At 59.5% G+C, this 25,209-nt stretch carries 26 protein-coding genes and 2 tRNA genes; 19 read left to right on the top strand and 9 right to left on the bottom strand.

Annotated features, from left to right (window positions below; all coding sequences use genetic code 11):
• The first annotated feature begins 69 nt into the window (after positions 1-69).
• From KF767_13220 to KF767_13185, 8 genes are all read left to right on the top strand, one after another.
• Entirely contained in the window at positions 70-1,278 is a 1,209-nt protein-coding gene (locus KF767_13220) for a SpoIID/LytB domain-containing protein (protein ID MBX3018844.1), read from the top strand.
• A gap of 182 nt (positions 1,279-1,460) precedes the next feature.
• Positions 1,461-2,726, top strand: coding sequence for a hypothetical protein (locus KF767_13215; GenBank protein MBX3018843.1), 1,266 nt, complete (start codon positions 1,461-1,463; stop codon positions 2,724-2,726).
• A gap of 21 nt (positions 2,727-2,747) precedes the next feature.
• Entirely contained in the window at positions 2,748-3,662 is a 915-nt protein-coding gene (locus KF767_13210) for a hypothetical protein (protein MBX3018842.1), read from the top strand.
• A gap of 183 nt (positions 3,663-3,845) precedes the next feature.
• Complete coding sequence (locus tag KF767_13205; GenBank protein ID MBX3018841.1) at positions 3,846-4,685, top strand: hypothetical protein; 840 nt, start codon at positions 3,846-3,848, stop codon at positions 4,683-4,685.
• Between the two features lie 26 nt (positions 4,686-4,711).
• Positions 4,712-5,326 carry a hypothetical protein gene (locus KF767_13200; GenBank protein ID MBX3018840.1) on the top strand — a complete coding sequence of 205 codons (615 nt, stop codon included), beginning with the start codon at positions 4,712-4,714 and terminating at the stop codon, positions 5,324-5,326.
• A 58-nt stretch (positions 5,327-5,384) separates the two neighbouring features.
• Positions 5,385-6,272: a tyrosine-type recombinase/integrase gene (locus KF767_13195; GenBank protein ID MBX3018839.1), complete on the top strand. Its 888-nt coding sequence runs from the start codon at positions 5,385-5,387 to the stop codon at positions 6,270-6,272.
• Positions 6,273-6,293: 21 nt separating this feature from the next.
• A complete protein-coding gene (locus tag KF767_13190; protein MBX3018838.1) occupies positions 6,294-7,760 on the top strand; it encodes an ATP-binding protein in 1,467 nt (488 codons plus the stop codon).
• A 157-nt stretch (positions 7,761-7,917) separates the two neighbouring features.
• Positions 7,918-8,427, top strand: coding sequence for a hypothetical protein (locus KF767_13185; GenBank protein MBX3018837.1), 510 nt, complete (start codon positions 7,918-7,920; stop codon positions 8,425-8,427).
• A 30-nt stretch (positions 8,428-8,457) separates the two neighbouring features.
• Here the strand turns inward: KF767_13185 and KF767_13180 are convergent, their stop codons facing one another.
• Positions 8,458-8,850, bottom strand: coding sequence for a MerR family transcriptional regulator (locus KF767_13180; protein ID MBX3018836.1), 393 nt, complete (start codon positions 8,848-8,850; stop codon positions 8,458-8,460).
• Between the two features lie 70 nt (positions 8,851-8,920).
• Here KF767_13180 and KF767_13175 point away from each other — a divergent pair, with 70 nt between their 5' ends.
• From KF767_13175 to KF767_13160, 4 genes are all read left to right on the top strand, one after another.
• Positions 8,921-9,568 carry a cation transporter gene (locus tag KF767_13175; protein ID MBX3018835.1) on the top strand — a complete coding sequence of 216 codons (648 nt, stop codon included), beginning with the start codon at positions 8,921-8,923 and terminating at the stop codon, positions 9,566-9,568.
• Positions 9,569-9,576: 8 nt separating this feature from the next.
• Positions 9,577-10,008, top strand: coding sequence for a disulfide bond formation protein B (locus tag KF767_13170; GenBank protein ID MBX3018834.1), 432 nt, complete (start codon positions 9,577-9,579; stop codon positions 10,006-10,008).
• Entirely contained in the window at positions 10,005-10,655 is a 651-nt protein-coding gene (locus KF767_13165) for a thioredoxin domain-containing protein (GenBank protein ID MBX3018833.1), read from the top strand. The genes KF767_13170 and KF767_13165 overlap by 4 nt, the downstream gene beginning before the upstream one ends.
• Before the next feature lie 78 nt (positions 10,656-10,733).
• Entirely contained in the window at positions 10,734-11,072 is a 339-nt protein-coding gene (locus tag KF767_13160; protein MBX3018832.1) for a hypothetical protein, read from the top strand.
• Between the two features lie 3 nt (positions 11,073-11,075).
• Here the strand turns inward: KF767_13160 and KF767_13155 are convergent, their stop codons facing one another.
• Positions 11,076-11,417, bottom strand: a complete 342-nt coding sequence (locus tag KF767_13155) for a hypothetical protein (GenBank protein ID MBX3018831.1) — start codon at positions 11,415-11,417, stop codon at positions 11,076-11,078.
• Positions 11,418-11,531: 114 nt separating this feature from the next.
• Here KF767_13155 and KF767_13150 point away from each other — a divergent pair.
• Both KF767_13150 and KF767_13145 read left to right on the top strand, forming a co-directional pair.
• A tRNA-Val gene (locus KF767_13150) sits at positions 11,532-11,606 on the top strand.
• Positions 11,607-11,788: 182 nt separating this feature from the next.
• Positions 11,789-13,768 carry a hypothetical protein gene (locus KF767_13145; protein MBX3018830.1) on the top strand — a complete coding sequence of 660 codons (1,980 nt, stop codon included), beginning with the start codon at positions 11,789-11,791 and terminating at the stop codon, positions 13,766-13,768.
• Positions 13,769-13,798: 30 nt separating this feature from the next.
• Here the strand turns inward: KF767_13145 and KF767_13140 are convergent, their stop codons facing one another.
• From KF767_13140 to KF767_13125, 4 genes are all read right to left on the bottom strand, one after another.
• On the bottom strand, positions 13,799-14,401 hold the full coding sequence (locus KF767_13140; protein ID MBX3018829.1) for a mobile mystery protein B: 603 nt from the start codon (positions 14,399-14,401) through the stop codon (positions 13,799-13,801).
• Positions 14,398-14,871 (bottom strand): mobile mystery protein A, encoded by a 474-nt coding sequence (locus KF767_13135; GenBank protein MBX3018828.1) that lies wholly within the window; start codon positions 14,869-14,871, stop codon positions 14,398-14,400. The genes KF767_13140 and KF767_13135 overlap by 4 nt, the downstream gene beginning before the upstream one ends.
• 126 nt (positions 14,872-14,997) lie before the next feature.
• The gene (locus KF767_13130; protein ID MBX3018827.1) at positions 14,998-16,371 is read right to left on the bottom strand and encodes an MBL fold metallo-hydrolase; all 1,374 of its coding nucleotides are present in this window, start codon (positions 16,369-16,371) and stop codon (positions 14,998-15,000) included.
• Between the two features lie 33 nt (positions 16,372-16,404).
• A tRNA-Cys gene (locus tag KF767_13125) sits at positions 16,405-16,478 on the bottom strand.
• A 218-nt stretch (positions 16,479-16,696) separates the two neighbouring features.
• Here KF767_13125 and KF767_13120 point away from each other — a divergent pair.
• The 3 genes from KF767_13120 (at position 16,697) to KF767_13110 (ending at position 20,434) form a co-directional block, all read left to right on the top strand.
• On the top strand, positions 16,697-17,722 hold the full coding sequence (locus KF767_13120) for a hypothetical protein (GenBank protein ID MBX3018826.1): 1,026 nt from the start codon (positions 16,697-16,699) through the stop codon (positions 17,720-17,722).
• Between the two features lie 101 nt (positions 17,723-17,823).
• The gene (locus tag KF767_13115; protein MBX3018825.1) at positions 17,824-19,446 is read left to right on the top strand and encodes an FAD-dependent oxidoreductase; all 1,623 of its coding nucleotides are present in this window, start codon (positions 17,824-17,826) and stop codon (positions 19,444-19,446) included.
• Positions 19,447-19,561: 115 nt separating this feature from the next.
• Positions 19,562-20,434, top strand: a complete 873-nt coding sequence (locus tag KF767_13110) for a hypothetical protein (GenBank protein ID MBX3018824.1) — start codon at positions 19,562-19,564, stop codon at positions 20,432-20,434.
• Between the two features lie 4 nt (positions 20,435-20,438).
• Here the strand turns inward: KF767_13110 and KF767_13105 are convergent, their stop codons facing one another.
• Positions 20,439-22,517 (bottom strand): hypothetical protein, encoded by a 2,079-nt coding sequence (locus KF767_13105; GenBank protein ID MBX3018823.1) that lies wholly within the window; start codon positions 22,515-22,517, stop codon positions 20,439-20,441.
• 137 nt (positions 22,518-22,654) lie between these two features.
• On the opposite strand from KF767_13105, the gene hflX reads away from it, so the two are divergent.
• A complete protein-coding gene (hflX, locus tag KF767_13100; GenBank protein MBX3018822.1) occupies positions 22,655-24,052 on the top strand; it encodes a GTPase HflX in 1,398 nt (465 codons plus the stop codon).
• Positions 24,052-24,351: a peptidylprolyl isomerase gene (locus KF767_13095; protein MBX3018821.1), complete on the top strand. Its 300-nt coding sequence runs from the start codon at positions 24,052-24,054 to the stop codon at positions 24,349-24,351. The genes hflX and KF767_13095 overlap by 1 nt, the downstream gene beginning before the upstream one ends.
• 20 nt (positions 24,352-24,371) lie before the next feature.
• On the opposite strand, the gene KF767_13090 is transcribed toward KF767_13095, so the two are convergent.
• The gene (locus tag KF767_13090; protein MBX3018820.1) at positions 24,372-24,578 is read right to left on the bottom strand and encodes a hypothetical protein; all 207 of its coding nucleotides are present in this window, start codon (positions 24,576-24,578) and stop codon (positions 24,372-24,374) included.
• A 116-nt stretch (positions 24,579-24,694) separates the two neighbouring features.
• Positions 24,695-25,204 carry a hypothetical protein gene (locus tag KF767_13085; GenBank protein MBX3018819.1) on the bottom strand — a complete coding sequence of 170 codons (510 nt, stop codon included), beginning with the start codon at positions 25,202-25,204 and terminating at the stop codon, positions 24,695-24,697.
• Positions 25,205-25,209 lie beyond the last annotated feature (5 nt).

Here is a 25,209-nt window from a genome sequence, read left to right as displayed (position 1 = left end):
GTCCCTGGTCTTGTGCCGGACCCGGTCTTTGGGTGGACTGGGTCTATGCCGAACCACGTGGGGACATGGATGTTTCCCAAGGTGCGTGCGGGCCTGGGACTGGGCCTGATCTCCACCTTCTTTTTTCTTTCCTCCTCTTATGCCGCCGATACGGATCATGTGCGCGTTCGGTTGGGGTCGGCTCCGGCGGAGTTGGAATTCGTCACCGAAAGCCTGCGCTTCGATGAGGAAGCATTCACGAAGCGCCCCGGACAGATTCTGCGCGTGAAAATAGAAAAGGCGCCGGCCGGCGCTTTGCGGATGCGGGTCACCTCGGGCGGCAAGGCGGTTCTGGAACGCCTGATCGGCGAGCCTCCCGTGCGCTTCGAGACCCGCGAGGCCAAGATGGGGCCCAAGAATTTGCCTCCCCATTTGATTTTGGATCAGGTCGCGGGCGTCATCGAGCTGCGCGCCGAGGTCGCCTTCACGGACTATCTGTTGGGCGTCTTGAGTCGCGAGATGCCGGGGATGTGGCCCATGGAGGCGCTCAAGGCGCAGGCCGTGGCGACGCGTTCCTATACGCTGTCGCAGATGCGCGCGCGCACGGCGTGGAGCTTCGATCTGGAAGGTTCGATTCTGGATCAGGAATTCGAATGGGTGACGCCCAAACGGCGGGCTTCACCGGCGCTGAGACGCTGGGCCGAGGCGCTTGCGGGAACCCGCGATCAGGTCCTGCGCGGGGCGGGGGGCGAAGTCTTCCGCGCCTACTACCATGCGGACTGCGGCGGGCGCACGACGACCCCCGAATTCGTGTGGGGACCGGTCGGTGAATATAAAAGCGTGCGCGATCCCTCGTGCGAGGCGCGGCCCTCGAACAAATGGAAGTTCGTCGCCGAAAAGAACTGGCTGAAAAAGCAATTGCAAGATCCCGGCGGCGACCGTCGTTTACCGGCGGCGACGAAAGCGGGTTTGGAATTCTCGTGGATCCAAAGCCTGTTTGATCAGCGCGTGACGCTGGTGGAGTGGTGGGACGGGATGAGCGATCTGAAAATCCTGTCGGGTCAGAATTTCCGGCAGCTTTTGGGTTTCGGAAAATTGAAAAGCCTGCGCTTCCATACGCGCGAACAAGGCAAAGACGTCGTTTTCGAGGGGCAAGGCTACGGTCACGGCGTCGGTCTTTGTCAGTGGGGATCGAAAGACTGGGCCGAGAAGGGCCTGTCGTCCACGCAGATCTTGAATCACTATTATCCGCTCGCGCGAGTGGGCGCACCCCCGCGAGGTTATGCGCAGGCTCGCTAGCATCAACTGTCAAAAATAATGACGGGCAGAAAATTCCCTTCGCGAAAATCGGAGGTGTCGAGTTGAACTTCGACTCTATTCTTCTTTCAGGCCGCCGCGCGCGGAGTCCAATCTAAATGGAATAGACACGGCACGGATTTCGAAAAGAAACCCTTGGGCTTCATCGCCTTTTGGAGGTTTCCGTGTCTTCCTCGCGCTTCATCTTGAGTCTCGTCATCTTGCTGCAGGCGCAAGGCGCGTGGGCGCGTACGGTTCCGCCGCAAGTGGCGAACGCGGGCCGCGCCCAGTACGGCGACCAGCGCGGTCCCTTCCGTGATGAGGATCTACAATCCGAAGAAATGCCCGAGGAGCCTCGCGACTACGCGGAGCTCAATGCGGGTCTGCCCATGCAGATCGATCAGGGCTTGGGCCTGAAGCGCGATCGCAACTACATCATCCTTCTTAAGAAGAACCCGCAGTACGTTTTCGATTTCCGCACGGCGGATCGTCTACGTCGCTCGCTGATGACCATGAACACGAGCGACATGGACATCGGCCACGCGATGGTCGCGTGGCAGTGTCGCAACGCCCGCGGCGGGATGGATTCGGGCGCCACCGGACAAACGGGTGAACAGCAGAACCAAGGCATGCAGATGCTGCGGTCGGGCTGGGGGCTTTCGACCTTCATGTCGAGCTTCCGCGACGGTTATTTGAATACGCCCGAAGAGGCCGAAGAGGTCATCGAAGAGGCGAGCCAAGCGAATCGTTTGCGTTTCATCGCGTTCGAGGTCTCGAGCGCCGAATGCCAGAAGATGCTGGGCTGGCTGAAGACCTACATCAAGCATCCCAAGGAGCCCCAGCGGCACTTCGGGTTGAACCTGCGTCCCGACCGTTTCGAGGGCGGGGGTTGCGGGAGCTTCGCGGTCACGATGGTCGAACAGTCGGGGCTTTTGCCGAAGGGCGTGACCGACAACGTGTGGCGCACGTTGAACGTGCCGACGCACCTTTTGGGCGTGGGTTCGAAAGTTCCTCCCTATACGGACTACTACAAAAAAATCCCGTACAACCAGAACGTCTTCGGCGGCTCGATCATGTCGGATTACTGGAGCTGCCGTCCGGGTTGGGCGCCCTGTCACAAGCTGCGCGTGGCGGATCCCGAGATGATCATTCATCTGATGACGTCCTACGAAAAGGCGGCGGCGCAATTGATCGGCCGCACGAACGTGATGTTCGGCGAGGCCGGCATGAGCCTGAAGTCGAAAGAACGTCGGGTGAGCTTCATCGAAGACACGATGGAGCGCTTTCAAAACACGGCGACGCAGCTGATCGACTCGCGCTATGACCGTCAAACCTTGGTCATGGAGCAAACCGCGTTTGACGACTTGAAACGCCGACTGTCGCAGGGATCGAAACTGCGGCACGGGCGTTTGGTGAACGTGGATGGACTGATTGTGGAAAAGGCTCGCTAAAAAAGGGACGGGGAGATGAAGATGTTCATTTTGAAATTGGCGGGTGGTGTTCTGGGCGCCTTCGTTTGGGCGACTGTTTGTGCGACTCCGGCGTTTGCGCAAGAGCCCGCGGCCGTCTGTGAGTTCGGTGAGTCCCGCGGTCCGCACTGCTATCTGGGTGAGATGACCTTTTGCCGCGGTGTGAAACGCTCGGCGCTTTTTCCCTCGCTGATCGAATGCGGTGATTCCCGTCGGTCTTGCTCGCCGCGCGAGTGTAAGCCCTCGTTCGTCAGTGAAAAGGGGAAGGTGGTCGTTTTTGACTACGATAAATTCACCGAAATCTCGGCGGAGCTTGTCGTTGGCCAAAGCGCGAAGGGCTATGCGGCTCTTTATACCCGCGAAGGTCAAAACCTGATTCGCTCGGCGACGCACTTCTGGAAGTGCACGGGCTTGAAACTGCTGGACGATCAGACTCTGGAGTGTTCGGGCGATCGTCCGGGTCATTTCAAGATCGAGGATTTGAAAGCCTTCCGTCAGAACTCGTTTGCGGTGAAAGACATCGTTCGCCACAGTCAATTGGATGTCTGCGCGGCTTCGCGCGATCAGGGCGAAGGGCTTTTGCAGTTCTGGTCGAACCGTTTCTGGATCGGCGAAAACAAATACGCGATCCATCTGGACCGTTTGGACAGTGGCGTCCGCGTCTGCCGTTTCCAGAAAATGTCGGGGCCGGCCTGCTTCCGCCTGCTGGTGGATGAGAAGGGTGTGATCTGCCGTCATCAAGGGGGCGAGACCCGGGTGCTGGAGAAGGACTTGAGCCTGGACGTGCGGACCACGAACTTCCGCAGCTGGCGCGATGGAGATAAAGCCACCTACTCGGGGCTCGAGATTGAAGAGACCGAGGACCAAGGGCTCTTCCACGTCGTCGATCGCGACGGCCTTTTGAAGCTGCGCCCCTGATGGGCGGGGGCTTCGCGCTGTCGAAAATCTCGACAGCGGGGGACCGCTCGCGTCACCCCTTTTTCATGCCCAATTTGAGACACCTTCTAAGTGTCCGGGACCCTTGGGTTATTCATTCCGTTTTTTTGGCATAAGGCTCGCAATCCTGACCGGTAAGTGAAGATTTCCGTCAGGAGGAAAGCCATGAAGACTCAATCTCTCAAAAAAGCATTGGTGCTGCTGATGGCAGTCGCGATGCTCGCGGGCTGTGCCCAAGAGAAGATGGCCGGCTCGAACGACGACGGAAACAATCCGCAAGCGACGCCGACACCGGGCCCGGGCGCGACGCCCACTCCGCTTCCGGACAACCATCCGCTGAACAACGAGGCGGGATCGACGGTCACTTTTCAATATTCGGATTTGGCGACTTTGAATGAATACGTGCAGTCGCGCCCTTTGAACAATCCGCAGAACATGAAAATCAACGTCAAGGTGACGGACGTCGGTAGCGGTCGCTACGACGGTCACGTCAAGCTCGGCTATTACGACACCGGCACCTATTATATCGGGATTTTCAATACGACGTTCTCGGGAAGCCAGTATCAGCCCTATCCGACGAGCCCGGTTCAGGGTGGCAACCAGACGTACAAGAACGCTTACCAAGGTTACTTGAACTCGGAATTCAATAACTGGTTCATGAGGGGCGGGAAGCGTGTGTTCCACGGTTTCTTCCAGGACAGGATCGGCGCGGTGGTTCTCGTGATCACGGGTGGCGTGGATCAAGGCGACGGCGGCGGTTACGCCGAAGTGAACGGTGAGATCTGGTTCAAAAATTTCGAAGTCGCGCCGGCGCAACAGAGCCCGACGCAGTGTTGGTTCCACTTCTCTCCCAGCCCCTATCGCTGCGGAACCTTCTACACCTGCGGTTCGGATAGCGGTTCGTGCGTGATTCCGAAAACGGGTCGTCCCCTTCGTCCCGGCAATGGTTATAAACTTCTTGGCACTTTCCAATCTCTCAATAAAGCCAAGGCGTTCGGCAACTAACTTCAAGCATCTAAAGGAGGTGCGTGATGAACACATTAACGAAAGCAATGAAGACCGCGTTCCTCACTTTGGCCGCTCTGTCCGCATTGACCCTCACCGCATGTAAGAAGAACGACAATTCGAACGCGCCGGTCGTGACGAACGTCACGCCGAACTGGGTCGGCTGTCCCACTTGCGCGGGCACGATCAACCAGCCCTTCCCGGGTTTGATCGGCGTGCGCTCGTCGACCACGAACGAAAACGTCATGTTCGCCTTCGATATCATCGTGAATCAGGTCGCGACCGTGAACTGGAACGACCCGAAAGCCATCCTTGCTTATCAAGGTCCCGTGACGCTGCAAGGCGTACTGCGGATCGTGCAAGCAGGCGACATGATGGTCTGCGGTGCGGCTCCCGGAGATTACGAGATTCGTCCGATGTCTTCGTCGATGCTCGGCGTGGGCGGAGTGCTGTCGAACGGAACCTTCGAAGCCTTGAGCGGCAACGGTTCCCGCATTGTTTTCCGTGTCGGAACTTCGACGGTCTACAATGGTCAGGATCCTCAAGGTGTGAGTCGCAATTCGCAAACCAATCGTGTGAACTTGAACATGATTTTGGATCAAGTGAATGGCGTCTACTGCGGACAATTGGTGACCCGATAGTCCCCAATAACTTTAAATGACTTGCCTTTCGAAGAGCATTGCCGTTTCATAGTTGGCGATGCTCCCTTATTGGATCGAGTTTTTCGAAGACTTGCAGCATGTTCGGGGAAGATCACAAAATACGGTGATGGCTTACCGGCGTGATCTCGAGCTTTATAAGAACTTCCTCGACACCAAACAGCCGATTCCGGCCTTTTTCGATTTCATGCGTAAGCAAAACTTATCGACCCGTTCGCAGGCCCGCGTGGTCTCGTCGGTTCGGACTTATTTGCGCTACATCGAAACGCGCGGCGAGAAAGTTCCCGAACTCGGAGAGCTCCGTCCGCCGAAAGTGACCGCGAAACTGCCGAAGACTCTCAGCTTCGAAGAGTTCCAGCTGCTCGTGAAAGCGAGCGTCGTGGAAGATCCCGCGAAGACCTTGCGCAACCGCGTGACTTTGATGCTCCTGTACGGAGTCGGTTGCCGCGTATCCGAACTCATCGGTTTGAATTTGATCGACTTCAGCCCTTCCGACCGTTGGATCAAGATCGTCGGCAAGGGACATAAAGAGCGGATGGTTCCGTTGACCGATCATTTGGTCACGGAGCTGCGTGCATATCTGGAAGACGCGCGCACGAATCTTCTCAAAGAAGATCGTTTGCTGAACGCGCTTTTGATCAATGACCGCGGTCATCGTCCTTCGCGGGTCGATGTCTGGCGTTGGTTGGCGGCTTGGTCGGCGAAAGCGGGTTTCAGCGAACCCGTGAATCCGCACCGCTTCCGGCACGCCTGTGCGACCTCGCTTCTGGAAAACGGCGCGGATCTGCGCAGCATCCAAGTGCTGCTCGGTCACTCGTCGATCCAGACGACGCAGGTGTACACGAACGTCACGACCCAGAATCTTGTCCGAACCGTGGACGAGCATCACCCTCTGTCCAAACCTCCGCGCGATCAGGACCTGGAATAGGCTTCGCAGTCGCCTTCGGGCATGCGAATCCTCAGCTTCTATAACGAAGACCAAGAACTCAAACCCGTCGATGTCGAACTCATGCTATGGCCCGGGCTGCCGACCATTCAATTTGTCGGCGGTGCGGATCTGACATTGAAAGAGTCCGCGGCCCGGATCAAAAGCGCCATCAAGGCGGCGGGTTTTCAGTTTCCCGTAGCGCAGCAGATTCTCGTGAACCTCAAACCCACCCATATCCGAAAATCCTCGCGGGGACTCGAACTGGCCGTGGCGCTCGCTTACCTGTGGGCGACCGAACAAGTCGAAGCGCCGGAGTTAGGGCGGGTCACTATCTACGGCGAGCTCGGTTTGCGCGGTCAAGTGGAAGAGCCCGCGGATCTGGCGCGGGCGCGGGTCACGCAAGGGGAGGTGGTGCTTACAGGTGCGGGAAGTGCCTCAGCCGCTGCGGATTTTCCGGTGCGACGGTTGAGCCACCTTGCGGACTTGCGCGCGGGCGGGAATGGGTTCTACGAGCTGGAAGCCGACACGGCACGGGGCGTGCCGATGTCGCGACCGCCTCCGGTTGGAAATGAATTCGTCTCGGCGGCGGAAGCGCGACTTCTCGAGATCATCGGGGTCGGAGGGCACCATACTTTGCTCGCGGGGCCTGCGGGTTCGGGCAAGTCCACCTTCGCGCGCCTTCTGCATACGATGTTGCCGGATCTCTCCATCACGGAAGAGCGTGAGCTGCGGCGCGAGCAGCGGGACGACCCCGAGGCCGGCTCCTGGCGCCCCTTGATCGAGCCGCATTCGACGACGCCACGGATGGCGATGCTCGGGGGCGGGAATCCTCCGCGCCCGGGCGAAATCGTGCGCGCGCATCGGGGCCTTCTCGTGCTGGACGAACTTTTGGAGTTCGACGGCGAAGTGCTCGAGGCGTTGCGTGGTCCCTTCGAGACCGGAGAGCTGCGGGTCGGGCGCTTGGCGGGCGTTCGCAAATACGCGGTGGACTGCGTGATCGCGGCGACGACGAATCTTTGTCCCTGCGGGGATCTGGTGCCGGGACTCACGCCGAATCTGCGCTGCCGCTACTCCGCGAAACGTTGTCGCAGCTATGGTGAACGTTTGTCGGGACCGCTGCTCGACCGTTTTCAGGTGCTGCACTATCCGCCGCGCAAATCGCCCGCGCGCGAAATCCGGGTCGCGGAGGTGCGCGCGAAAGTTCTGCGCGTTCAGGCTTGGCAACGCGAACGGGGACGGAATCTATCCAACCGACGACTGTCGGGGGCCGATCTGTGGGCGCAGGTTTCACCTACGGTGCGCGAGATCGGTTTCACCTCGCAGGCCTTGTCGGAACGGCGCCGGCTCGCGGCCCTGCGGGTGGCACGCTCGATCGCGGATCTGGATCTGCGTGACGAGATTCGGTTGGAGGATTTCAACGAGGCCATGCCTTGGGCCGTGGACAACTTCTCGCGCCTGCACCAGTGGCAGATGGACCTTCGGCATTGATGATTTTGGCAACGCGATTGTCGCTCCGTTTTCATCTGGACGGGGCGGGGGCGGGGAATTGCCACGGGCGGCGGAATCGGGGACGACGCGGGGAAAATCACGCGGCGGCGTCGAGCGGCCTGCGTTGAAATCAGGCACTGCGGTGCGGGAGAGAACCATGAAGACATGGATTTGGGGAGTGATCGTGGCTTTGGGCGCGACCGTCGCGGTCGCGGCGGCGGGAATCGAATCGACACCGCTGTTTCAAGAGTACCAGCGCCGGACGCAAGTGAAGTACCAAGGTTATGGTCAGGCCGTGTTGACGGTTTTGTCGTTCAAAGGCCTCCCTTGGAAAAACATCGCGGAGTTCTCTTCTGATGAAGCGACGAACAGCTTCGAAGTGAAAACCCAAGACGGTCAAATCTGCAAGGGCACCTACAAGGACCGCGCGATCAGCTACGAGTGCGCTCCCCGCTGGAACGACAAAGAGCGCCGGATTATCGCCGAAATCGGCGCGGCAATGCTGGAAGATACGGTCGTCGACATCGAAATCTTGGGCGAGAACTTCATCTTCCAAACCGCGAACAATCAGTTCTGCCGCGGCAACATGAGCCACGGTAAAGCGGCGTTCAACTGCTACTCGAAAGCGGGCCTCATGAGCTTCTCGGCGAGCGGTGACAGCGACTGAGTCGTCGTTGTCTTCGAGGCTTTTCGGCTCTTAGCGATTGAGGGATTTGATGATCTCGCAGTCGCTGGGGTCGAGCTCCTGATTGCAAACCGAACGCAGCTCCGCGAGTTGCAGTTCAAGCTTCTTGAGCTCCCGGATACGATCCCGAAGGCGCGCCAACTGATCGTCGATCACGACGTTGGCCTCACGGCAGGATTTCGCGGACCGCGAACGCACGTGCAAAAGCTTTTTGATCTCACTTAAAGAAATATCCAGGGCCCGGCATTTGGCGATGAACCTCAAGGTTTCCGCGGTGTCGTCGGAAAACTCCCGGTAGCCGCCTTCCGAGCGCCCCGCGCTGCGAATCAATCCCTGTTTCTCATAAAAGCGCACGGTATCGACCGTGAGCCCCGTTCTTTTCGCCAATTCGCCGATTCGGATCATGACCGAGAGCATTAGCCTTGAGTCTGGAGTGACTCAAGGCTTTTTAATGGAGATCGGGAAGAGGTGTCGGATGGGAAAGAGCTGTTGCGAAAACAAGTCGTCGGAGTTGGCCGCGCTTCGCCAGAAGCAGGCGGGGATCTTGAAGATCGTGCTCGTGGTGAACGCGGTCATGTTCGCGGTCGAGCTGGGATTCGGTTGGATCTCGCGCTCGACGGCGTTGATGGCCGACTCACTGGATATGCTGGGCGATGCGAGCGTTTACGCCTTCAGTCTTTACGCGCTTCATAAGGGCGCCGTTTGGCGCGCCCGGGCGGGGTACGCCAAGGGCGTGATCATGGCGGTCTTCGGTGCCGCCGTTTTAGGACAAGCGATTTTTCGCTACATGACCCAGACGGTGCCGCTCGCGGAAACCATGGGCGCGATCGGGGTGGTGGCGCTCGCCGCGAACCTCTACTGCTTGCTTCTGCTTTACCGGCACCGTAGTGATGACATCAACATGAAGTCGACGTGGCTTTGTTCACGCAATGATATCATCGCGAACGCCGGCGTCATCGGGGCGAGCGGGTTGGTCGCGTACTTTAACTCCGGGCTTCCGGATTTGCTCGTGGGAGCCGCGATCGCGGGGCTCTTCTTGTGGTCGTCGATCCAGGTGATCGTCGAGGCGCGGGGCGAGCTCGACGCCGCGAACGCGGAGGCGCTCGACTTGAACCACGCTTAAGGAGGACCATGACCACCGACGACCGTCGCCGCATGCTGCTGCAAATCTCGTTTGTCCTGGCGGTCGTCGCGACCTTGGGAAGTCTCTATTTTGGCGAGGTTCTGAAGTATCCGCCCTGCCAACTCTGTTGGTACCAGCGGATCGCGATGTATCCGCTCGTCGCGATTTGCGGTGTTGCGCTCTGGACGGGGGACTTGCGTTTTCACCGCTACGTTCTGCCGCTCACCTTCGCGGGCTTCGCCATCGCGAGCTACCACGTGCTTTTGTATTACGGGATCATCCCGGACAGCATCACGCCGTGCAGTCAGGGCGTGTCCTGCACCACGAAACAAATCGAATGGCTGGGGTTCATCACGATTCCGCTGATGTCTTGGATCAGTTTTCTGGCTCTGCACCTGTTGAGTGCGGCGAATCTTTTGCTGAAGGAGAAAAACGCATGAAATCCAACAAACTCTTCGTTTTGATCGTCATCATCGCCGCGGCGGCGGTTTTCGCTGGGCTTACTTTGTGGCAGAAACCCGCGACGACGACGGGCGGGGCCACCGGCGTCGTGATCGACAACGCCCTCTTGGAAAAAGCCCACAGTCCCGTGAAGGGAACGGCGGACGCGCCCGTAACCATCGTGGAATTTCTGGATCCGGAGTGCGAAGCCTGCCGCGCGCTGAACCCCATCGTCAACCGGCTGCTCGAGGAGTTTCCGGGGAAATTGCGCATCGTGATCCGCTACATGCCTTTTCACGGAAACTCGAAGTGGGCGGCGAGCGCGTTGGAAGAAGCGCGCGAGCAGGGCAAATACACCGAGGCGTTGAACTACCTGTTCGAGACGCAGCCCGCTTGGGCTAATCACGGGCAACCCCGTCCCGAGCTGATCGCGCGCTACCTGAAGGAGATCGGCGTTGATGACTCGAAGCTCGAGCGCGAGGCCGTGATCGCGAAGCACGGTTGGAAGATCGACGCGGACCGCGAGGACGGGGTGAAGCTCGGCGTTCGCTACACGCCGACCTTTTTCATCAACGGCAAGATGATCGAAGAGATCGGCTACCTTCAGCTCAAGGAAGCGATCGAGAAAGAACTCGCCCGGAAATAAAGACATGGGGTCGGTTCGCGCCGGACCGCTTGGCGTGCCTCTTGCTGTGGGGACTTCCCGGTTTCAAAAGGAGTCACCATGCGCCCGTTTCTGATGTTCGTAATCGCTTTCGCCGGTCTGTTTTCCCAAGTCCATGCGTCCAGTTCCGTCCGCTGCGAGAACCGCGGTCCTTCGGTCGATTGCATCGAGCAACTTTTTTCCAAGACTCACCTGAGTCGCATCGAGGCCGCCAATCTCTGCCGTGGCGGGGTTTCCATGGAATGCGTGGACTATCTTTTCTCTAAAACTCATTTAAGCCGCATCGACGCGGTCGAGTACTGCCGCGGCGGCGTCGAAGTGGACTGCATCGAGCATCTGTTTTCGAAGACCCACCTCAGCCGCTTGGAAGCGGCCAAGGCCTGCGGCGGGGGGAACTGAGCCTCAGGCCTTTCGTGACGAGAGGCCCAGCGCGAACAGTACGAGAGTCAGACCCGCGAAGTAGGCCAGCGCGACGAGCGTGACCATTCCATCGAAGACCCGTTCATTGAGCCACTCCCCGATTCGGAGTGCGGGCCAGGCGCTGATGGGAACCATCGCGACAAACGCCAGCCGAGGGGCGACGGCGGGAGAGATTCGGCGGCTCAGCCAGAAGACGCCGGCCATTGTCGAAAGGCCCACGCCGCCGATCATGAGGACCGAGCCCAGCGCCCAGTCGAACAGCCCCGCTAAGCTCAGGAGAAAAGCCAGAATCGAAACCAGGTTCACGAGAACGAAGGGATTCATTTTAACCTCCGGGGAAAGAACATTTCGCCCGTTTTTACCGCATCTCGGGCCGAAGGAAAAGTTGACCGCGCTGGCCCCCTCAGTCTAAATGAAGGTGTTTCAAGTCCTTGAAATCGGGTCTTAACTCAGCGGTAGAGTGTTACCTTCACACGGTAAAAGTCACAGGTTCAAATCCTGTAGACCCGACCAATTTCCCTTTCGGATTTCGACGCATTCCCTGTCCAACGGAAATTCAGGCATCACTTTTCTGACGGCGTCCGTTCGCCGGCCGCTCTCACGTTGAGCCTCGCCGAAATTCTTCTCAACATGAAACGCCCAATTTTGGTCCAAGAACTGCACCGAAGGCTCTTCATCGTCCGGGGGGATGTCGAATGCTTGAGCTCAATCGCCGTGCATGGCCGCGCCATGCGACGCTCGTCTTTTCCATCATCAGCATTTTGTTTTTGTCGGCCTGCGGGCCGGGACTCGAACTGAAGGGCCTTGAAGACCTTCCGTCGATGTCGCGCACGTTACGGGGCGAGGCCTTCCTCGCGGCGACGCCTTCGCAGATCGCGTCCGTGCCGACCGGTTTCGGCGTGGCGAACGAGAATCCGCTCTACAATCCCCACGGCGGGATGGACACCGTCTTCGTTGACGCCGCCAAAGACACGCTCGCGCTCGGGATCAAGACCACGAAAATCCAAATGAGCCGCGCGGTCACCAAAAACCCTGCGTTCTACCATCTGCCGGCGGCGCAGCTGAATCAGGTGAAAAGCTTGAAGGAGCTCGCCGAGGTTCCCGCTTTCCGCGAGGTCCTCGCGATGCCTTTCCACACCATCTTCATCTCGGCGGATACGATCGCCGATCGTTACGCCGACTACTGGGCGTTCGACAAAAAGATCCAGACTGCGGACGATCTGCAAAAAAACTATCAAGAGACCTACGATCTTGCGGTGTATTTTCTGACCCAGTTCAAAAATGAAAACAAAACTTTCGTCCTCCAGAATCACGAGGGCGACTGGCATACGCTCCGCGAGAAAGCCAACGGCGAATTGGATTACGAAGCGCCCGGCACCGACATGGGGCTCGCGAACTTCCGCGAGTACTGGCGCGTGCGGCAACGCGCGGTCACGGACGCGCGGGCCGCGGTCGCGAATACGAAAGCGAAAGTCTACCATTTGTGCGAGGTCGTGCGCCTGCGCGGCTACCTTCAGGACACGGACGAAGGTGTCGTCACCGAACGGGGCAAAAGCCTGACCCGCGATATTCTGCCGCAGGTGACCTGCGATCTGGTCGGCTATTCGGCGCACGATACGGCCAACGACGAAACCGCGACGCCCGCCGGGAAGTACCGGAACTTCCACCAGGCGCTCAAGCTGATCCGCGCGAAGGCGAAGCCGAGCCCCACCTTCGGCACGAATCAAGTCGTCGTCTCGGAAATCGCGGTGCCCGAGATCGCGGCGAACGGCGCTTACCTGCCGCAGGTACCGCTGCAAGCGGAGCTCATCCGCGATCTCTTGAAAGCGGGTATGCCTTACGTGCTCTACTGGTCCATGTGGGAGAACGCGCCCCCGAACACCGTGGGCGACTACCTCCGTCGACCCGACGGCAGCCTCTCCGAGATGATGCGCGCCCTCTACGCCGTCTTTGCCTCCACGGGGAGCGGCGGCGGCGTGGATCCGCAGGATCCCGTCATCACGGATCCGAAGGATCCCGGTGTTATCGATCCCAAGGAGCCCGTGATTGCTGACCCGAAGGACCCGGTCATCGTAGATCCCAAGGACCCCGTCATCACCGACCCAAAAGATCCCGTCGTGACGGGCCCGCAAACGCCGGTCGTGGTGGATCATGCCCCCACCGTCAAAGCGCTGTACGCCGAGATCTTGCCCGGTTGTTTGAATGCGGATCGTTTGCAAACGTGGACGGCGTTTTTGAAGAACGGCGGCAGCGTCGCCGACTTCCGCACGACGCTCGTCGCGGAAACCGCGAAGCAGCCCGCTTGCATGCGCGGGCACTTCACGGGCGTGGGCCTGAACGTCTGGGACGGTTATAAAGCCGAACTTCCCGGCTGCTGGACGACGTCACGTCAAAAAGAGTGGGTCGCGAACCTCACGAGCGGAGCGAGTAACCCCACCCATTTCCGTCAGTCGCTTTTGAATGCCGCCGGGGACCAGCCCGCCTGCGCGCGAAGCCTGTGGACGGGGCACGCGCTCACGGTTTTCGATCTCTACAAAAAACATCTTCCCGGCTGCTGGAATATGGAACGTCACACCTACTGGACGAACCATTTGAACGCGGGAACGAAAAAATCCGATTTCGAGAACACGCTGATTCAAGTGCGTGGGGAGAAGCCCGGCTGTTTGAAGCCGTGATTGACGTCTTGATTCGGCGTCTCGGCGTTCTCAAGAGCGGACGAAAGCCAAAAGCTCCGCGTAGTTTTTCGTGTCGGCGAGGCGTAGTGCGCGGATGTAGCGTGCGCGGGCGTCGCCGTGTTCGCCGAGGGTTCCGGCGTTGAGGTGGGCGCCCCAAGAGAAGCGCGGTTGATCGAGGCTCATCAAGAGGACGTCCGCCATGGCCCGTGCCCAGCGGCCGTTGCCGTTCGGAAACGGGTGAACCAACACCAAGCGGTGGTGAAGGCGGGCCGCGATTTCGTCGATCGGGTAGGTTTCGTAGCTGATCCAGTAGCGGACGTCGTGTAAGAGCTTGTTGATCTCGGCCGGAATCTCGAACCAAGGAACGCCGATCGACTTATCCGAATTGCGGTAGCTGCCCGCCCAGCTCCAGACGTGCCCGAACATTTTTCGGTGCAGTTCGCGCATGAATTTTTCGGACAGAAAGTCCTTTCGTTTTTGCGCGAACGCCCATTTTTCTCCGAGCAAGATGTTGTCCTGTTCGGCCGCGTTCAGCTCACGTTGCGTCGAGATGTAGGTGGGTTTCAGACCGGCGAGTTCGTTCGGATTCAGCGGCGTCGCGCCGGGCGGGTACTCAAATTTGAAGTCGCTCAACGCGTGCCCCAAAGGCGGCGATCCAGTTTATTCTTGAGTTCCGTCGCGAGCTCGCGCTCGTGCAGCGAACTTTCCGCGGCACCGACCTCCTGGGTTTCCAAACGCATCGTGTGCAGCGTCCGCGCGAGAATGCGCTTCGCCGCGCGCGCGGCTTGCTCGTCGACGATCTTTTCCAGATTTTCGCGCGGGACGAGGGCGTAAACGAGTTCACAGTTCAACGCTTTCGCGGCACGCTCCAAGGTCTCGAGGGTCACTTTTTTCTCGACTTCGCGTTTTTCCATCAACGTCACGCCGGACTGCTGGATGCCCATGCGTTCGGCGAGCTGCGAGGTCGTCATTCCCAAGGCCTCTCGCAGAGCGCGGATCCAACCGGCTTTGGGGCGAAGCTCGGCGCGGGCCTTCACGAAAGCGCGAAGCTTTTCATCGAGGCTTTTGCGCTGGGTTTTCATAAGGGCCTTGTTCGTCTTCATTGTATTTATTAAAACATATAATATGGTGATTGTATAATATATTATAGGATATGTTTATGTCCATATATGATATATTATAGTATATGGTCTTCTGCCGGAGATTCGGGCGGTCGGGCGAGCGGCAGCCTAGTCCAGAAGGAATTCCTGATCCTGCACGGGGACAACGGCGTCGAGACCCAGTTCGGTCTGCAGCTTCTCTTTCATCGCTTCGGCGGCGCTCGGCTCACCGTGAGTGACGAAGACCTTCTTCGGTTGAAGTTGGGAATCGCGGATCCACGTTAGAATCTCGGCGTAATCCGCATGCGCCGAAAGGTTTTGCAACGTACGCACCTGCGCGCCGATGGGCGAGAGTTCGCCGAAGATCTTGATCTCGGTCGCGCCGTCTTGGATTTTGCGGCCGCGCGTTCCCAGCGCCTGAAAACCCGAGAGCACGATGAAGTTCTTGGGATCCGCGCCGAAAGTTTTGATGTGGTGGAGGATGCGTCCACCGGTCAGCATTCCGCTGGCCGAGATGATCACCATCGGACCTTTTTTCAGATTCAGCTCTTTGGATTCTTCGACGTTTTTCACGTAGTGCACGACGCCGCAGGTTTCGTCGCACTCCCGCTCGCTGAGGCGGTGCAGGGCGCGGAACTTCGAAAAAACGCTCGTGACGTTCGTCGCCATCGGGCTGTTCAGGTACATCGGAAGGTCGGGGATACGTTTGGATTTTTTCAGCTGCGCCAGGAAATACATGATCTCTTGCGCGCGCCCTACGGTGAACGCCGGGATCATCACGACGCCGCCATCTTGGTGGGCCTTGTTCACGATCTTGGCCAGCTCTTCCATCGGTTGGGCGTCTTCGTGACGGCGGTCCCCGTAGGTCGATTCGACGACCAGATAGTCGAGCGGGGGCGGCGGCGCGGGGGGATAGAAAATCGGATTTTGCAGTCGGCCGAGGTCGCCCGAAAAACCGATGACCCGATCGCCCGCGCGGACGATCGCTTGCGCCGCGCCCAGGATGTGGCCCGCGTAGATGAAGGTGACGCTCAGGCCGGGGGCGAGTTCGAATTCTTTGTCGAAGTCGTGGGGGACGAAAGCGCGCAGCGATTCTTCGGCGTCTTTTTGCCCGAAGAGCGGGAGCGCGGGCTGGTGTTTCGAGAGGCGGCGTCGATTCAGGTACTCGGCCTCTTCCTCTTGCAGGTATCCCGTGTCCGGCAGAAGGATCCGGCAGAGCTCGAGCGTCGCGCGGGTGCAGTAGACCTTCCCACGGAAGCCCTCTTTGATCAGCCGCGGGATGTAGCCGGAGTGATCGATGTGCGCGTGGGTCAGCACGATCGCGTCGATCGTGCGCGGGTCGACGGGAAAAGCCTCCCAGTTTTTCAAGCGCAGGTCTTTGAGTCCCTGAAACAACCCGCAGTCGATCAGGATTTTACGATCCTGATAATGCAGAAGGTATTTGGAGCCCGTGACCGTGCTCGCGGCACCTAAAAATTGAAGACGTGGGGGGTGGATCGCCATGAAGACCTCGTGAGAGGTAAAATACAGGGAAGTTGGAGGTGGCGGACGGACTTGAACCGCCGTGACAGCTTTTGCAGAGCCGTGCCTAGCCCCTCGGCCACGCCACCATCGAGGGATGTTCCTATGAACAGACCCACGAATCTAGCTTGGCACCTATTCAAAAGCAACGGCCAAGCCCGGAGTGCTGAGCAATCAGGCGACAACGCGGGGCGTTTGCGACCGCTCGGAGTCCCTCCCTTGTTTCAAGTTGAGACGGGCTTCCGGCGCGGGCTCACGGTGCGCGGGGCTTTCCCCCTAAAATAGAGGAGGGCAGGGAAAGGGAATCATGTTCGTGAGAAGTCTCGTCGCCATTCTGTGCGGCCTTCCTATTTCATTCGCGCAAGCGGGCTTCATCGATCCCAAAACGGGGAAGTTTCCGAAGGCCACGATCCGGATTGAACGCGAAGAACCACGCGCTCAGCAGGACGTGATCGATCGTTGTTATCCCGTCGACCTGCGCCGCACCCTGGGACCCGTTCGCAATCAGCAAGATCTGGGTTGGTGTTACGCCTACACGGCGGCGGATTTGATGTCGCAGGCCTTGCGCCAAGATAAATCCCGCGTGCTCGGTCTGAACCAAAGTGGCGCGATGTTCGATGACGTCTCGGCAATGCAAATGGCGCACGAATATCAACGCAAGACCGGGTTGAGTTTGAACTCCGCGCAAAGCGATGGCGGCGTCGTGCAGCGGACACTCGATTCGGCGTTCGAAAGATCCAAGGTCTGCTCAGAGTCCGAGTTGACCGCGCAGAATCGCGGTCAGGGAAGTGACCTTCTGCGTTTTCAAAACGGCCAGGCGCGCCGATTCAATCCCGGAACTTACGATATTCATCGGGCCAACCAAACGGCGGCCGAAGATCTGATCGCCCGTTCTTGTCGGCGCTCGATCGATTCACTCAGTGTCGTGAGCGTCGCCCAATACCAACGCGCGACGGATCCCAGTTACGGCGGACAGGGACTCAACGACCGTTTTCGTCGCGCCATCGATACGGCCCTCGGCCAAGGACGGATCGCGGGCATCAGCTACCGCAACTTCCTGCAAGGCGCCGGAGGCCTTCACGGCAAACATGCGAGCTCTATCGTCGGTCGAAAGATGATCAACGGCCAATGTCAGTACATGATTCGCAACAGCTGGGGCCTGAGCTGTAGCCCGTACCACGAGCCTTATCGTTCCCGCTGCCAAAAAGGCCACGTCTGGGTCACGGAGGATGAGCTCATGGGGAACGTCTTTGCCGTGGACTACATCCGTAGCGAGAAAAATCGCAGTACGGCGGGGGAAACCCCTTCGCAATCCCTCGACGCTCGTCGATAGATTCCGCCATCCACGCCCATTTTACCCAATTGTCCTTTGCCCGGGGTTTGCAACTTGCCTTGTTTGGGGAGTCTTTCCCCGGATTCGCAAAGGAGGCCGTGATGAGCGCGATTCACCCTGGAGAAACCCGTTCCCTCTGGCAAGACGCGGAAGCCGAAACGCACATCGGTGCGCTCACTCACGATTTCAATGTCGACGTCTGCGTGATCGGCGGCGGCATCGCCGGATTGACGACGGCGTACCTTCTGCAGAAAGAAGGCAAGCGGGTCTGCGTGCTGGAAGACTTCGAGATCGCGTCGGGACAGAGCGGCCGCACGACGGCGCAGTTCGTGACCGCGCTCGATGAGCGTTACGTGAATCTGGAGCGCTACCACGGGGCCCGCGGCGCCGAGATGGCGGCCGACAGTCACTCCGAAGCGATCGAATTCGTACGCAAAATCGTCGAGGACGAAAGCATCGATTGCGAGATGCGTTTCGTCGACGGCTACCTTTTCGCGGACGGGGGGCACGAACGCCTACTGGAAGACGAGCTCGAGGCCTGCCACCGCGCGGGACTTTTCGAGGTCGAGCGGCTGGCGACGTCGCCGGTTCCTTCGATGAGCGAGGGGCCTTGTCTGCGATTTCCGAATCAGTTGCAGCTGCACCCGGTGAAATATTTGAACGCGCTGGCGAACAAGTTCGAAGAGCGGGGAGGACGCATCTTCACGCGCACACGTGCCGTCGAGGTCCGCGGCGGTGAGGATGCCTACGTCAAAACGCAGGAGGGTCACACGGTCCAAGCGCAGGCGATCGTCGTCGCCACGAACTCACCGGTGAATGATCTCTTCGCGATCCACACCAAACAAGCGCCCTACCGTAGCTACGTCATCGGCGTGAAGGTGCCGGCGGGCACGGTGCGCGAGGGCTTTTACTGGGACTCGGAAGAGCCGTTCCACTACGTGCGCCTGGAGGCCGGTCCGCGCGACGCGGATCCGGGCTTGATGGAATTGGATTACGACATTTTGATCGTCGGCGGCGAAGACCACAAGACCGGCCAGGATCAAGACCCCGAGGCCCGCTTCACCCGGCTTCTGGAGTGGACGCGCGCGAAGTTCCCTCAGTCGACCGATCTGCTTTACCGCTGGTCGGGGCAGGTGATGCAATCGATGGATGGCGTCGGCTTCCTGGGGCACAACCCGATGGATCGCGATAACGTCTACGTCATTACCGGCGACTCCGGCAACGGGATGACCCACGGAACGATCGGGGCGATGCTCATCACCGATCAGATCATGGGTCGTCCGAACGTTTGGGAGACGCTTTACAATCCGTCCCGGGTCAGTCTGCGCGCGACGGGAAGGTTCCTGCTCGAGAACGTGAACGTGGCCGCCCAGTATGTGGACTGGTTCACGCCGAAGGGGGATCCGGATTTCGCGAACTTGCCTGCGGGCGAAGGCGTCGTCGTTCGCGAAGGACTCAAGATGATCGCCGCGTACAAAAACGATGACGGCAATATGGAATTGATGTCGGCGGTTTGCCCGCATTTGGCGGGTATCGTCCAATGGAATACGGTCGAGAAGTCATGGGATTGCCCCTGTCACGGCTCGCGTTTCGATTGCCACGGCAAAGTCATCGAGGGGCCGGCCTTCCAAGATCTGCGTCCCCATGTGGAACTGACGGAGCCGCCACTCACGGAAGTGGAGTTCCGGACACGTCCGCTGCTCACGCCAGCGCCGGAGTTTTAGACAGCGGCCGTCTCAGACCGGGATGGACGTCAAACTCCTGGTCATTCCTATCTCCTTCATAAGTCGGAATCGGGGTCGTTCAAAGCGATCCTGTATTCATCAGGGGGGATGAAAAATGAAGACGCAAACACTGCTTTCGATGCCGCTTCTCGCACTGGGGCTGATGGGCTGCGCGGGAACGAGCTTTAGTGAACTGCCCAGCGAAGCGCCGCGCTTCGCGCAAACGCAAACGAACGGCGACTCTTGTAACGAAGGCGCGACTTGGGAAGAGCGTAACGGTGAAATCGAAGTCCCGAAAGTGCAGTGCGCGTCCGGGGACGACCTCTACGAGAACATCACGACTTACCGCTGCGAAAACGGCGCGCCCGAAGCGATCGGCCATCGTCCCGGCTCTCGCCTGCGTGCGGGTTTGGGCATCAACTGTACCGGCACGACCTCACCCGGCACCACGCCTCCGGTCACGGAAGAGCCCGTCCCTTCGCCGACGCCCGTCACGAAGTTGAATTGCGGACAGGTCGCGCATGGCGGAACCACTTGGCGTGTCTTGGGTCAAACTCAAGTCGCCGCGGCGGTTTGCCAAGACGGTTCGCAAAACTACGATACTTATGCGCTCGAGACTCAGTTCATCTGTCAAAACGGAGAACTGGTGGGCACCGGCAACTCTCGTCGCGGCGCTCTGGTCCAGGCGGCGGCGGCTTGCGTGAACACACGTCCCATCTACTGCACCGACTACTACGCGAACGAGTTCTGTTTGGCTTACCAGTATCTGTTCGGACGCTGGCCCGACCGCGCGGGCGTCGAATACTGGGCGAAGGATCTTCCCAATCGCGGCGTGCCGCTCAAGTGCTGGGTCAAAGAGATTTCGAACGGCACACGTAACGAGGATTGCGAACGTCATAAAAACATTCATGGTGGTTATCCGACATCGCCTTTGTGTCCGCAGACACCGATTCGCGAGTCTTACTTGGCCAGACAGTCCGGATGCTAATGGCTTAAGGGGACTCGGGGTTCACCCGCCATAAGCGAAAGCGGAGGCGGGGGTCCGTGGGTGCCAGTTCCTGCAACAGTTGATAGATCTCCCGGCGAGCGCGAGCGGATTCATGGTCGAGTCCGTTCGCGATTCTACGTTGAACCTCGGCGTTTTGCGGACGGATTTTTCGCAGCGCCACGATGAAAAGCGCGCGGGTTTCGTCGTTCGCGATTTCGCTCGCGCCTTCCGCCAACAGCAGCTGAATGGAAACGTCCTGAGGCTTCAGCTCACCCAGCGCCTGGACCATGTAGCCCGCCACGCGCGGATCCGCGGATCTTTCAATCAAAGCGGCGAGCGTGCGGTGCACCTCGGGATTGGGCGTGCGGGTGGCGATCAGGTAATCGCGGATCGCCGAGGCCACGGCGGGGAAGGGGCGTTCCTCGAGCAGCTTCAGCAGGCGATTTTGGATTTCACTGTCGAAGGCTTGTAATGTCGTCAGCGTTTCGACCGCTTTCGCCCCCGCGATCGAGCGCAAGCGTCCCGCCATTTCGGCGATCTTTAGAATCAGTGCGCGATCGGTCGTGCCGCGACGTTGGATGAAGTGCAGGGCGTGGATGGGCGCGACCGTGTCGGAACTGTCCAGAAGGGCCAGCAGCGGTCCCACGACGGCGGGATCTTCGCTGCGGCTGCGCCCGATGATCTCGGCGGCCAGGCCAGCCAGTTCGGGGCGCGCGAGATCTTGCGCCACGAGTTTGAGCGTCTCGGCGTTTTGGACGCCCAGGCAGCGAAGCGCTTTCAGGGTCGGCTCGGTCCAAGGACGCGGGGGCAATTGATCGGGCGCGAGGTCGAAACGTCCATCCCATGCGCAGATGATGTCGGCCTCGGCGCGATCCAAATTGTACTTCAAACTTTTGCCGAGAAGTCGTCGACCGTGAACGTGGTAGTCGTCCCCGCCGACCCAACCCACCCGCCGCGCGAAATTCAAAATGTCGAGCTGCGTGCTGATGAGGCCCGGTACGGGACGTGCGATTTGACTTAAGACCGATTTCTTCGCGTTCGCATCGTGCTGAAGACGGTCCAGCACCCCTTGCTCCGCGTCCGGCAGGCCGCGGCCGAAATTCTCTTCGAGTTTTTCCAACCAGCTATCAATGACGGGAAGGTACTGCAGGCGCGAGTTCTCGTCGCGGAAGACGGCGTTGATCCACGCCAGACGATCGCTCAACGTGCGGCGTTTGTCGTTCAGGACGCAGACGGGGCTTTCGGCTTTTTCTCCCGCGCCGCGGGTTTCCGTGAAGACGGTTCCCTTCAGGAGCTTGCGTAGGGCTTTGTTGGGTTCTCCATTTAAGGGATCGAAGGCGTGAAAATAAGCGCCGTAATCTTCGAGACCGTCGACGTACTTCTGCAAACGCGTCCGGACTTGCGGGCCCGTGGGCCCGACGCCCGAGTAGCCGTAAAGGCGCGAGCGCGGGAAGATCGTCCGCATGCGGCCAGCAAACTCGCCGCCGATGGGGGAATAACGAAACGCCGCGACCTCTTCGGCCTGGGCGCGCGAAAATTGGTAGTGCGAGACCAAAAGGTCCGCGTACTCACCGGCGGTGCGATGGTCCGGGCGTTTGGTCGCTAGGGTGTTGCAGCCGAAAAGGAAGACCTCTTTCGGTTTCTGGAAGAGGCCGCGGCAACCGGCGTCGCAGCTGGCCAGTTCCAGTTCGTTCGTGCCGAGGCGGAAGGCACTCGTGCCGAAAAAACTGCCGGCGAAGTGACCCGAGACCAGCAGGATGTCGCACTCGATGCCCGCTTGGCAGGCGCGACGCAGAAATCCCGTCGGTGCGCCCGCGGCAAGCTCGAAAATATTGAACTGGCTTTTGAGTTTTTCGCGAAAGATCTCGCCTTCGTCGGCGGAGTTGATCGTGATCAGGCAAAGATTCGGGCGCATCGGATCGCGCGCGCGCCACTGCTCGGGTAAAGGCACGAGCGTGTCGGGACTCGCTTCGCGTTCGCGGTCGAAAGCGGGGTGGCGCAGGCTCGCGGCGACGCGATCTTCGAAATGGGCAAGGCGGGACGGCGCGGGCGTCACCACCCACCATCCGATTCCGGCGATCATCACAATTGGAAACCAGTGCCAAAGCCGCGACATTCTTTTAGGTTTTCGGATATTTGAGGCCCTCCCATAAGACCGGAACCCGGTGGGCTCATCCGAAGTCTGGTCTAAGCGCGGGAGCTGTGGCAGACTGGGCCCCGATGAATGAACCTCGCCCGTCCGCACTCCTTGTCGCCCTTCAACTTCCCGGAGTTTCCGAGACCGACGTCCAGGCTTCGCTCGCCGAGCTGACGCGTCTGGTGGATACGCTCGGGTACGACGTCGTCCATTCGACGTGGCAAAAACGTCCCAGTGAACGCGCGGCCACGGTGCTGGGGGACGGCAAACTGAAAGAGATCGCGCGCTGGACCGGCGGAGCCGGTGAAGTCGGCAAACTCTTTACCCGCAAAAAGCACAAAGCGGCGTTGAAATTCCAGAACGCGCCGGACGACGACGAAGACGAAGAGGAGCTGGAAGACTCGGCCCCCGAAACGGCCGACGACTATCTCGAGGGCGAAGCGCCGGGGCGCGCGGACGTCGTGATCGTCGACTGCGATCTTTCGCCCTCGCAGCTTCGTAATTTAGAGAAATGCTTCGGCGTGAACGTGCTCGACCGTACGGGCGTGATCATCGAGATCTTCAGTCGCCACGCGCGCACCAAAGCCGCGAAGCTCCAGGTCGAAATCGCGCGGCTGACCTACGTGGCCCCGCGCGTGCGCGAGACCGGTGGCAACGAGGATCGCGGCGGCGGCGGAGTGGGCGCGAAAGGCGCGGGCGAGACCAGCGTGGAGCTCGATCGTCGGCGGATCCGTGACCGCATCAAGGAACTGAAGGAAGAACTTGACGCCATCGGCGACGAACAAGATCACCGCCGGACCCGTCGCGCGCAGGAGATCACCGTGGCCCTCGTCGGCTACACGAACGCCGGAAAGTCGTCATTGATGCGCGCTTTGACCGGCAGCGAGGTGCTGGTCGCCGACAAACTCTTCGCGACTCTCGATACGACGGTTCGTCAGCTGCATCCCGAATCGGTGCCGCGGATTTTGATTTCCGACACCGTCGGATTCATCAAGAAGTTGCCCCATGACCTGGTCGCGTCGTTCAAATCCACGCTGGATGAGGCGAAACACGCGTCGCTTCTTTTGTTCGTGGTCGACTCTTCGGATCCGAGCTTCCGTTCGCAGCTGGAAGTCACGCGCCGGACCCTCGATGAGGTCGGCGCGCAAAACTTGGAATCGTGGCTCGTGCTGAACAAGGTGGACCGTTTGGATCCCGCGTTGCGGGCCTCGCTCGAGCAAGAATTTCCGCAAGCGGTGTTTCTTTCCGCGAAGAATCCGGCCGACGTGGCGGGCTTCCGGGATCGTCTGATTCGCCATTTCGAGAGCGCGATGGGCGATTTCGATCTGCTGATTCCCTATACGGTGAACTCCGCCGTGGGTGAAGTCCGGCAGAAGATGCGCATCTTAGGTGAGACGCATACGGAGCACGGGTTTTTGTTTCGGGTGCGCGTGAGCCCCGATGATTTGAAACGTTTTAAATCCAAACACGGACTCAGCTGATGGCGATCGTGCACGTTTCGCATATTTTGGTCGCGCAGAAATACCAAGCCGAGGATCTTGAGCGCCGCTTGCAAGAGGGCGCGGATTTCGAAGAGCTTGCGCGCAAACACTCCAGTTGTCCCTCGTCCGCGCGGGGCGGGGACTTGGGGGCCGTGGACGATCGACGTTTGGTGGACGATTTTCGCGAGGCCTTGGAGCCTTTGGCGGTGGGGCAGATCTCGGGGCCGGTACGGACCCGGTTCGGGTATCATTTGATTCGGCGCAATCCCGCGCCCGTGGTCGGACAATCCGAGACCTAATTAAAGCGGCCCGCGAGTCGTCAGAGCGGCCAGCGGCCGGTCGCGGGGCGTTTGAGCGCGGCTTCTTTGCGGGCATTCAGCTCGGCACGGCTTTTCTCGAACTCCGCGCGCGAAGTCGACGAAAACAAACTGCCCGCCATCAAGGTATGGGCCAGGCAGAAGCTAATCATGAGCGCGCAGATCAAGAAAAATTGACGGGCGAAAAAATCGGAAGACGGCTTACGCATGGGAACTCCAGGGATCGGGGCCAACATATCGCCGTCCTTGGCGTCTGACCAATCAGGAATTCTTGTGGAGCCAATCGCAATTTCTTGCCGGAAATCTCACCAAATTCTGTAAAGACTTACAGGGATTGCCCCATCGACGGGGGATCCCCGGGGAAAATCACGATGGGGGAGCGTCCTTTGAGCTCGGCATGTTTCTCGGTATAGCTCCGCATGACGCTCATCACTAAGCCGCGTGCCGACTCGCGAGTGATGCGGCTATTGATCACCGTCTTCATGGACACGACGAAGCGTCCATTCGTGAGGTCGATCTTTTCGGCCTCAAGGCCGGGAAAATTCTTCGCGGCCGAGTTTTGAATCTCGGGGAAGAGCTCACCTTTGATCTTTCGCGCGAGCGAGCTGTTGTCATCGGTGACTTGAAGCGGGGGCGGGGTCGCCACGGCCACGGGAATTTCATGGTGGCGCAACGTCGGATCGGACGGGGTGGTCGGCGAGGACGTCGGGGTCTGCGTTTGCGCGGCGGGTTCGGAGCTGACGGTGGGCGCGGTGCCGGAAACGAAAACACGCATCACGAGGGCGAAGTTCATCACCAAAGAGAGGATGATCAGACCTTTCCAAACGGGGCTCATGCGAC

The sequence above is a fragment of the Pseudobdellovibrionaceae bacterium genome, from assembly GCA_019637875.1.
GTDB lineage: Bacteria > Bdellovibrionota > Bdellovibrionia > Bdellovibrionales > Bdellovibrionaceae > JAHBUW01.
The sequence above is the reverse complement of the archived record's forward strand: the minus strand, read 5'-3'. Positions and strand labels throughout refer to the sequence as shown.